This window comes from Pseudomonas sp. (genome assembly GCF_049645325.1).
Taxonomy (GTDB): Bacteria; Pseudomonadota; Gammaproteobacteria; order Pseudomonadales; family Pseudomonadaceae; genus Aquipseudomonas.
The window spans coordinates 1-9,100 of record NZ_JBARTQ010000043.1 but is presented as its reverse complement, the minus strand read 5'-3'; the positions used below and the strand labels follow the sequence as shown (position 1 = coordinate 9,100).

The window sequence follows — 9,100 nt, the reverse complement described above, 5'->3', positions numbered from 1 at the left end:
CCAGGGCTTGGCCGAGGCTGGCTTTACCACCGAACTGGTGGCCGACGGCACCACCGGGCAGCACTTGGCGTTGACCGGCGATTACGACCTGCTGATTCTGGATGTCATGTTGCCGGGCCGCGATGGCTGGCAAATCCTACAGGCCGTGCGCGGCGCCGGCCTGGATATTCCGGTGCTGTTCCTCACCGCCCGTGACGCCGTGGAAGACCGCGTGCACGGCCTGGAACTGGGCGCCGACGACTACCTGGTCAAGCCGTTTGCCTTCTCCGAACTGCTGGCCCGAGTGCGCAGCCTGTTGCGCCGTGGCAGCAGCGCACCCCAGGAAACCGCGCTGCAATTGGCCGATCTGCGCTTGGACTTGATCCGCCGCCGCGTCGAACGGGACGGCCAGCGCATCGACCTCACCGCCAAGGAATTCTCACTGCTGGAGCTGTTGCTGCGACGCCAGGGCGAGGTGCTGCCCAAGTCGCTGATTGCCTCCCAGGTGTGGGACATGAACTTCGACAGCGACACCAACATCATCGAAGTGGCGATCCGCCGCCTGCGCCTGAAGGTCGATGACCACTTCCCCAATAAGCTGATCCACACCGTACGCGGCATGGGTTATGTGCTGGAGGAGCGTTTCAATTGATCAAGCGCCTGTCCCTCACCAGCCGCCTGGCGCTGTTGTTTGCCGCCTGCACTGCGGTGGTCTCGCTGATCGCCGGTGTACTGTTCAACCACGCCAGCGAGGCGCATTTTGTCGAGCTGGACCAACAGTTGCTCGACGGCAAGCTGGTGGCCCTGCGCAGCACATTGCAGGGTGTCGATACGCCGCAGCTGTTCGCCCAACGCGAGGCGCAACTGCGCACAGAACTCAGTCGCCAGCCTGACCTGGCGCTGCGCATCACCGCCGCTGGCCAGCGCTGGTATGACGCCGCCCCCGGCGTGTCCTTGCCCGAGGCGCCCGGCCTGCACAGCCTGCAAAACGCCGGCACCGACTACCGCGTGTACAACGTGCCGTTGCTGCCCGGCCAGCCGGGCTCGCCACAATTGAGCCTGATGCTCGACATCACCCATCACCAGCACTTTCTGCAACGCATGCAGCACCTGATCTGGCTGACCGTCGGCCTCTCGGCCCTGGCCACCGCGCTCCTCGGTGCCTGGGCTGCACGCAGCGGGTTGCGGCCGTTGCGGCGCATGGGCGAAGTCGCGGCTGGCGTGTCGGCCCACTCCCTGACCCAGCGCTTGCCGCAGGAGCAAATGCCGGTGGAGCTGGCCGAACTGGCCCAGGCCTTCAACGCCATGCTGGGCCGCCTGGACGACGCGTTCCAGCGCCTCTCGGCGTTTTCCGCCGACATCGCCCATGAACTGCGCACGCCGCTGTCGAACCTGCTCACCCACACCCAAGTCATCCTCACCCAGCCGCGCCCGCTGGAGGATTACCGCGAGGCGCTGCACAGCAACCTCGAAGAGCTGCAATGGATGGCGCAGTTGGTGAACGACATGTTGTACCTGGCCAAGGCCGACCACGGTTTGCTGATGCCCAAGCGCGAAGCCTTGGTGCTGGCGGATGAAGTGGACGCGTTGCTGGAGTTCTTTGCGCTGCTGGCGGAGGACGCACAGGTCAGCCTGGTTCGCGAGGGCACGGCCCACACGACGGGCGATCGCGGCATGTTGCGCCGGGCACTCTCGAACTTGCTGGATAACGCCCTCAGGTTTACCCCGGCCGGTGGCGAGGTGCGTGTGCGGATGGTGGAAGGCGCGCGCGGGGTGACGTTGACGGTGGAGAACAGTGGGGACGGGATTGCGCCGGCGTTGTTACCGAGGTTGTTTGACCGGTTCTACCGGGCCGACCCGGCGCGGCATGAAGGCAGCAGCGAGCATGCAGGGCTGGGGCTGGCGATTACCCAGTCGATTGTGCGGGCGCACGGGGGACGGATTTTTTGTGAGTCTGAGGCGGGATGGACGCGGTTTGTGATTGAGTTGCCCTAGGTAGATTGATGCAAGCTGGGGCGGCCCCTTCGCGAGCAAGCCCGCTCCCACATTCGACTGCATTCCAAAGGATGTACGCGGACAAATGTGGGAGCGGGCTTGCTCGCGAAAGCGGTCTTAAACTTTACGAATACCTGAGGGCATGCGCCGGCTCAATCTTCGCCGCCCGATACGCCGGGTACAGCGTGGCCAAGAAGCTCAACACAAACCCGGCCGAGCAAATCAGCAGCACATCCCCGCCCTGCAGTTCCGAAGGCAGGTTGCTGACAAAGTACACGTCCGAGCTGAAGATATGCTGCCCGGTCACGCGCTCCAGCCAGCCCACCAGTTCACTCACGTTCAGCGCCGCAATCACGCCCAGTACACCGCCGATCAGGGTGCCGACGATGCCGATCACGGTGCCCTGCACCATGAAGATCGCCATGATCTGGCGTGGCGTGGCGCCGATGGTGCGCAAAATCGCGATGTCCGCACCTTTGTCGTTCACCACCATGATCAACGTGGCGATGATGTTGAACGCGGCCACGGCGACGATCATCAGCAACAGCAGGCCGATCATGGTCTTTTCCATCTTCATCGCGCTGAACAGGCTGCCCTGGGTGTGGGTCCAGTCATCCGGCTTGTAGTCCGCACCGAGGCTGGCGGCAATGTCCGCCGACACCTTGGGCGCTGCGTACAGGTCCTTCACCGCCAGGCGCACGCTTTGCACCTGGTTGGGCTGCCAGTGCTGGATTTCAGCAGCGTCGGCCATGTGGATCAGGGCCATGGAGCCATCCAGCTCGGCGCCGACCTTGAAGATGCCGACCACGTTCAAGCGCTGCATGCGCGGGGTAATGCCACCCGGCGCGGTGCTGACTTCCGGCACGATCAGGGTCAGCTTGTCGCCCACGTTCAGGCGAAAACGCCGTGCGGTGATGTCGCCGACCACCACGCCGAACTCGCCAGGCTTCAAGTCATCGAGTTTGCCGCGCACGATATGCTGAGCCACGATCGAGACCTTGCCTTCCTGTGCCGGGTCGACGCCGCTGATCTCGATCGGCTGCATCGCGCCTTTGTAGGAAAACATGCCGTCCATTTGTGTGAACGGTACGGCGGCGGTGACTTCCGGGTTCTTCAGCGCAGCTGCCGCTACGGGCTGCCAATCACTGATCGGGTTCACGCCGACGATGGTCGCGTGAGGCACCATGCCGAGGATGCGCGAGCTCATTTCGCGCTGGAAGCCGTTCATCACCGACAACACCACGATCATCGCCAGCACGCCCAGGGCGAGGCCGATCATCGAGGTCATCGAGATAAACGAAACAAAACGGTTGCGGCGCTTGGCGCGGGTATAGCGCGTGCCGATGAAAATCGATAACGGTCTGAACATTCGCGGGCACCGTTTAAAAAAATGAAAAAGCCCGACGCCTGGCGTCGGGCTTGAAACGGGTCAGATGGCGACCAGATGACCTTCCTGCAGGTGCAACACGCGGTCCATCTGGCGGGCCATGCTCATGTCATGGGTCACCACCAGGAACGCGGTGCGCATCTGGGTGCTCAGTTCGAGCATCAAGTCCTTGATGCCCTGGGCGGTGTGGGAGTCGAGGTTGCCGGTCGGCTCGTCGAGCATCACCAGGCCCGGGTTGTTGACCAGGGCACGCGCGATTGCCACACGCTGGCGCTCGCCGCCGGACAACTCAGCCGGTTTGTGCTCCAGGCGATGGCCGAGGCCGACGCGCTCCAGCAACGCCTTGGCACGCTGGCGTGCTTCCGGGATCGCGGTCTTGCCGATCAGCAGCGGCATGCACACGTTTTCCAGTGCGGTGAATTCCGGCAGCAGGTGGTGGAACTGGTACACAAAACCCAGCGAACGGTTGCGCAGTTGGCCACGGGCCTTTTCGCCCAATGCCGACAATTCTTCACCGGCCAGCCAAACGCTGCCCTGGGACGGCGTATCAAGGCCGCCCAACAGGTTCAGCAAGGTGCTTTTGCCGGAACCGGAACTGCCGACGATCGCCACGCGCTCGCCGGGGTGCAGTTCCAGCTGCAGGTTGGACAGCACCACCACCGATTCCGGACCTTCCTCGTAGGATTTGCCCAGGTTGCGGCAGCTCAGGATTGCTTTTTCACTCATGCCCGATTCACTCATAACGTAAGGCCTGTGCTGGCTGGGTACGTGCCGCGCGCCAGGCTGGATACAGGGTGGCAAGGAAACTCAATACCAACGCGGCGCCGCCCACCATCAACACGTCCTGGGCCTGAACCTGGGACGGCAAGTAGTCGATGAAGTAGACGTCGGCGTTGAGAAACTTGTGACCGATGACTTTTTCCAGCGCGGCGATGGCGGCGCTGACGTTCAACGCGGCCAGGATGCCGACCGCGGTGCCGATCAGGGTGCCGACCACGCCGATCACCGTGCCCTGCACCATGAAGATCGCCATGATCTGCCCCGGCGTGGCGCCAAGGGTACGCAGGATGGCGATATCGCCCTTCTTGTCGTTCACCACCATCACCAGCGTGGAGATGATGTTGAACGCCGCCACGGCGACGATCAGCAGCAACAACAGGCCGATCATGGCTTTTTCCATGCGGATGGCCTGGTACAGGTTGCCGTGGGTGCGGGTCCAGTCGCGGGCGTAATACTGGGATTCGCCCAAGTGCTGGGCAATTTCCCACGAGGCGCGCGGCGCGTCGAACAGGTCGTTGAACTTGAGGCGCAGGCCCTGCACCTGATCCGGCTGCCAGCGGTGCAGGCGCGCGAGGTCAGTCAGGTTGGTCAGGCCGAGGTAGCCGTCGATCTCGCCGGCGCCGACGTGGAAGGTGCCGACCACGGTGAAGCGCTTCATGCGCGGGAACATGCCCGCCGGGGTCACGGTGACTTCCGGCGCGACGAAGGTCAGCTTGTCGCCGAGGCCCACGCCGAGCTTGGCCGCGGCCTTGTCGCCGATCACGATGCCAAAGCTGCCGGGCGCCAAATCGTCGAGTTTGCCCTGGAGCATGAACTTGTCGATGATCGAGACGTTGCGCTCCTGGGCCGGGTCGACGCCATTGAGCAGGATCTTCTGCACCTTGCCGTCATTGGTCAGCAGCCCCTGCATCTGGGTGAATGGCGCGACGGCCACCACCTTGGGGTTCTGCTTGACCTTGGCGGCCAGGCTTTGCCAGTCATTGATCGGCGCATCGCCCTCAATGGTCGCGTGGGGCACCATGCCCAGCACACGGGTGCGCATCTCATGATCGAAGCCGTTCATCACCGACAGCACCACGATCATCACGACCACGCCCAAGGCGAGCCCGATCATCGAGGTCAAGGAAATGAACGACACAAAATGATTGCGGCGCTTTGCACGGGTATAACGCGTGCCGATAAATACGAAGAGAGGTCTGAACATGTCGGGGCTTGTTCGGAGGAAAAGAAGACGTCCCGGTGGCGGGGTCTGGTAAGCAGCTTTACACTCTGACCATTACCGTTACCTGGGGTTCGCCATGTCGACATTAGATGAAGAAGAACGCCGCGAATACTACCGTATCGACGACATGATCGCACTGCAAATCAGCAGCCTTTGCGCGCCCGAAGCGGCGAGCAAGGAAGTGTTGCTGGATGATTCCCCGCTCTTCAATCTGTTGAGCGAATTGCACCTCAGCGAATTCGAAGCCCAGCACCTGTTGCGCCAGATCAGCGAGAAAGATCGCAGCCTGGCGGCCTTCCTCAAAGTCCAGAACAAGCGCGTCGATTTGCTCAGCCAGATCATGGCGCGTGGCCTGCTGGATGAGGTTGGCGCGCCGCAGCCGGTGATCATTTCCGAAGGCGGCATCGACTTCCAGCACCCCACGCCCCTGACGCCCGACACGCACCTGGCGGTCAAGCTGGTGCTGATGCCCCAGGCGCTGGGTTTGCTGCTGCGCGCGCGCGTCACCCATTGCGACCCCAAGGGCGGCGGTTTTGACATCGGCACCGAGTTCGAATCGATGACCGACGCCCAGCGCCAATTGCTGGCGCGCTATATCCTGCAAAAACAAGCCCAGGAACGACGCCTGGCGCGGGAACAAAGCGACGCCCAAGACACCTGAATTGTATTTACCCCGCCGGAAAACCTGGCGTAAAGGAGCAACTGTGACCCTGATTTACGGCCATCGCGGTGCCAAAGGCGAAGCACCGGAAAACACCCTGACCAGCTTTCAGGAATGCCTCAAGCACGGTGTACGCCGTTGCGAACTGGACTTGCACCTGTCCATGGACGGCGAGCTGATGGTCATCCACGACCCGACCCTCAAGCGCACTGCCGACCGGCGCGGCAAAGTCGTCGAGTATTCGGCGGCCGACCTGGTAAAGATGGACGCGCGCAAAGGCGGCCCGGGCTGGGTCAAGCCGTGCCCGATTCCGCGCCTGGAAGAACTGTTCGAAAAGTGCGACTTCGATCACTGGCAGCTGGAAGTCAAAAGCGCTTCGCGCACCCGCGCTGCAACCACCGTGCTGGCAATCCGCGAGATGGCGGTGCGTCATGGCCTGATGGACAAGGTCACCGTGACCTCAAGTTCGCGCGAAGTGCTGAAAGCGGCGGTTGAACTCACCCCGGACCTGTCGCGTGGCCTGGTCGCCGAATACGCCTGGCTCGACCCGCTGAAGGTCGCGCAGAACTATGGCTGTGAGTATTTGGCGTTGAACTGGACGTTGTGCACCCCTGAGCGTCTGGAAAAAGCCCAGCGCCAGGGCTTGCACGTGTCGGTGTGGACAGTCAACGAACCTGCGCTGATGCGCAGGCTCGCCGACTTCGGCGTAGATAGCCTGATTACAGACTTTCCCGGTTTGGCCACTGCCACTCTCGGGAATTACTGAAATCGGTCTCCCCGGCCGGCTCAGGCCACCGGCCGGAGCCGCTCAAAAAAGCCGGTTGAGGCCATCGTAGGCCGCTACCCGATAGGCTTCAGCCATGGTCGGGTAGTTGAACGTGGTGTTGACGAAATACTTGAGGGTATTTTGTTCACCCGGCTGGTTCATGATCGCCTGGCCGATGTGCACGATCTCCGACGCCTGGTAGCCGAAGCAATGCACGCCGAGGACTTCCAGGGTTTCACGGTGGAACAGGATCTTCAGCATGCCTTGCGGCTCACCGGCGATCTGCGCACGCGCCATACTCTTGAAGAACGCCTTGCCCACTTCGTAAGGCACCTTGGCCTTGGTCAGTTCGTGTTCGTTCTTGCCGATCGAGCTGATCTCGGGAATCGTGTAGATCCCGGTCGGCACGTCGTTGACGTAACGCCAGCTGCCATTGTCGACGATGCTGCCCGCCGCCGAACGGCCTTGGTCGTGCGCGGCGCTGGCCAGGCTCGGCCAGCCGATCACGTCACCGGCACCGTAGATGTTCGGCACGCAGGTGCGGTAGTTCTCGTCCACTTCGATCTGGCCACGGCTGTTGACCTTGACCCCGATGTTTTCCATGCCCAGCTTGTCGGTGTTGCCGGTACGGCCGTTGCACCACAGCAAGGCGTCGGCCTTGATCTTCTTGCCGGACTTGAGGTGCAGGATCACACCGTTGTCCAAGCCTTCGACCCGCTCGTACTCTTCGTTGTGGCGCACGGTAATGTTGTTGTTGCTGAAGTGGTAGCTCAACGCCTGGGAAATTTCCGAGTCGAGGAAGCTCAGCAACTGGTCACGGTTATCCACCAGCTCCACCAGCACACCCAGGCCGCTGAAGATCGAGGCGTATTCACAGCCAATCACGCCGGCGCCGTAGATGATCAGTTTGCGCGGGGTGTGGCCCAGGCTGAGGATGGTGTCGCTATCGTAGATACGCGGGTGGTGGAAATCGATATCGGCCGGGCGATACGGGCGCGAACCGGTGGCGATGATGATGTGCTTGGCCACCAGCTTTTCGACCACGCCGTTGGCGCAGACCACTTCGACGGTTTGCTCGTCGGCGAAGCTGCCGGTGCCGAAGAACAGGTCGACGCGGTTACGGGCGTAGTAGCCGGTACGCGAAGCGACTTGTTTGGAAATGACTTTCTCGGCGCTTTTCAACACGTCCGGAAACGAAAACCAGCGCGGCTCACCAATGGCCCGAAACATCGGGTTGGTGTTGAACTGCATGATCTGGCGCACCGAGTGACGCAAGGCCTTGGACGGGATGGTACCCAGGTGGGTGCAGTTACCGCCGACCTGGCGACGGCTATCGACCATCGCCACCTTGCGCCCCGCTTTGGCGGCATTCATCGCCGCACCTTCTCCAGCTGGGCCGGAACCCAGTACCACCACGTCGTAGTTGTAGACAGCCATGCGTACTCCTCAGAACAGGCCAGGCGTACGGTTGGACGCCTGGCTAAATCATGCCGCGGCCAGCGGGCATGAAGGACAATTTGGCTCAAGTGTGTGAACCGGGGCACAGTCTATATAAGGCTCAACGCCGCGCACATTAACCCTTGGTCGCGTCGTAGGCCAGTCTTGCCTTTACTACAGGAACTGCAAACTGGCATTACACTGCTGACACGCACCTTCGCAGGACGAGCCATTATGCGGCATGTCGTTTTCTGTTTATTGCTGATTTTTTCGTTAACCGTACACGCCAATGAGGCAGACCGGCTCAAGCAGGCCAATTTCCCGGGGCAATCCCATGAGTTGGCGCTGAAGAACCAGGCGGTGCTGGTCTATCTCTGGGCGGATGTGTACGGCGCAGCGCTGTATACCCCGGCTGACATCCGCGCAAAACAGGCGTGGGACCAGCAAAAGGACCTGCGCCTGGCGCTGTATTACTTTCGCGACATCGACCGCACCGACGTGATCAAGGCCGCCACCACCGCCCTCGAACGTCAGCAAACCACCGCCACCCTCGCCCGCTTGAAGCCGGAACTGGACCGACTGCATGCCAGCTTTCGTGACATCCGCAGGGGTGATCGTTATGCCCTGGATTTTCGGCCTGGGCGCGGGTTGAACCTGGAGATCAATGAGCAGGTGGTGTTCAGCAGTCGCAGCGACGAGTTGGCGAAGGTTTACCTGGGCATCTGGCTGGCGCCGAAAGGCTTGTCGGACAGCCTGCGCAATACGCTCTTGAATTAAACACAAATCCCCTGTGGGAGCGGGCTTGCTCGCGAAAGCGGTGTATCAGTCGAATGATGAGTCACTGACGCACCGCCTTCGCGAGCAAGCCCGCTC

9 protein-coding genes are annotated in these 9,100 nt (G+C 61.9%); 5 read left to right on the top strand and 4 right to left on the bottom strand.

The features are described 5' to 3' along the window. Both WBB95_RS01865 and WBB95_RS01860 read left to right on the top strand, forming a co-directional pair. Window positions 1–631, top strand: a 631-nt coding sequence (locus tag WBB95_RS01865; protein WP_424486033.1) for a heavy metal response regulator transcription factor, incomplete at its 5' end; no start/stop codon positions are given. After that, complete coding sequence (locus tag WBB95_RS01860; protein ID WP_424486032.1) at window positions 628–1,974, top strand: heavy metal sensor histidine kinase; 1,347 nt, start codon at window positions 628–630, stop codon at window positions 1,972–1,974. The genes WBB95_RS01865 and WBB95_RS01860, both read left to right, overlap by 4 nt. Before the next feature lie 124 nt (window positions 1,975–2,098). Here WBB95_RS01860 and WBB95_RS01855 read toward each other — a convergent pair whose 3' ends face one another. From WBB95_RS01855 to WBB95_RS01845, 3 genes are read right to left on the bottom strand one after another with little or no spacing between them, the layout of a single operon-like run. After that, a complete protein-coding gene (locus tag WBB95_RS01855; RefSeq protein ID WP_424486031.1) occupies window positions 2,099–3,343 on the bottom strand; it encodes a lipoprotein-releasing ABC transporter permease subunit in 1,245 nt (414 codons plus the stop codon). A 60-nt stretch (window positions 3,344–3,403) separates the two neighbouring features. After that, window positions 3,404–4,087, bottom strand: a complete 684-nt coding sequence (lolD, locus tag WBB95_RS01850) for a lipoprotein-releasing ABC transporter ATP-binding protein LolD (protein ID WP_017477213.1) — start codon at window positions 4,085–4,087, stop codon at window positions 3,404–3,406. Between the two features lie 7 nt (window positions 4,088–4,094). Continuing rightward, complete coding sequence (locus tag WBB95_RS01845) at window positions 4,095–5,345, bottom strand: lipoprotein-releasing ABC transporter permease subunit (protein WP_424486030.1); 1,251 nt, start codon at window positions 5,343–5,345, stop codon at window positions 4,095–4,097. A gap of 94 nt (window positions 5,346–5,439) precedes the next feature. Here WBB95_RS01845 and WBB95_RS01840 point away from each other — a divergent pair, with 94 nt between their 5' ends. Together WBB95_RS01840 and WBB95_RS01835 are read left to right on the top strand one after the other, a co-directional pair. After that, entirely contained in the window at window positions 5,440–6,024 is a 585-nt protein-coding gene (locus WBB95_RS01840) for a PilZ domain-containing protein (RefSeq protein ID WP_424486029.1), read from the top strand. A 43-nt stretch (window positions 6,025–6,067) separates the two neighbouring features. Then, window positions 6,068–6,790 carry a glycerophosphodiester phosphodiesterase gene (locus tag WBB95_RS01835; protein WP_116629498.1) on the top strand — a complete coding sequence of 241 codons (723 nt, stop codon included), beginning with the start codon at window positions 6,068–6,070 and terminating at the stop codon, window positions 6,788–6,790. Between the two features lie 42 nt (window positions 6,791–6,832). Here WBB95_RS01835 and sthA read toward each other — a convergent pair whose 3' ends face one another. After that, window positions 6,833–8,227, bottom strand: a complete 1,395-nt coding sequence (sthA, locus tag WBB95_RS01830; RefSeq protein ID WP_003189670.1) for a Si-specific NAD(P)(+) transhydrogenase — start codon at window positions 8,225–8,227, stop codon at window positions 6,833–6,835. A gap of 234 nt (window positions 8,228–8,461) precedes the next feature. On the opposite strand from sthA, the gene WBB95_RS01825 reads away from it, so the two are divergent. Beyond that, a complete protein-coding gene (locus tag WBB95_RS01825) occupies window positions 8,462–9,004 on the top strand; it encodes a chalcone isomerase family protein (protein ID WP_424486028.1) in 543 nt (180 codons plus the stop codon). Window positions 9,005–9,100 lie beyond the last annotated feature (96 nt).

Excerpts from the sequence above, each read along its gene's own strand:
- WBB95_RS01845 (WP_424486030.1), bottom strand. The coding sequence starts at position 5,345 with ATGTTCAGACCTCTCTTCGTATTTATCGGCACGCGTTATACCCGTGCA.
- WBB95_RS01825 (WP_424486028.1), top strand. The coding sequence starts at position 8,462 with ATGCGGCATGTCGTTTTCTGTTTATTGCTGATTTTTTCGTTAACCGTA.
- lolD (WP_017477213.1), bottom strand. The coding sequence starts at position 4,087 with ATGAGTGAAAAAGCAATCCTGAGCTGCCGCAACCTGGGCAAATCCTAC.
- sthA (WP_003189670.1), bottom strand. The coding sequence starts at position 8,227 with ATGGCTGTCTACAACTACGACGTGGTGGTACTGGGTTCCGGCCCAGCT.
- WBB95_RS01840 (WP_424486029.1), top strand. The coding sequence starts at position 5,440 with ATGTCGACATTAGATGAAGAAGAACGCCGCGAATACTACCGTATCGAC.
- WBB95_RS01855 (WP_424486031.1), bottom strand. The coding sequence starts at position 3,343 with ATGTTCAGACCGTTATCGATTTTCATCGGCACGCGCTATACCCGCGCC.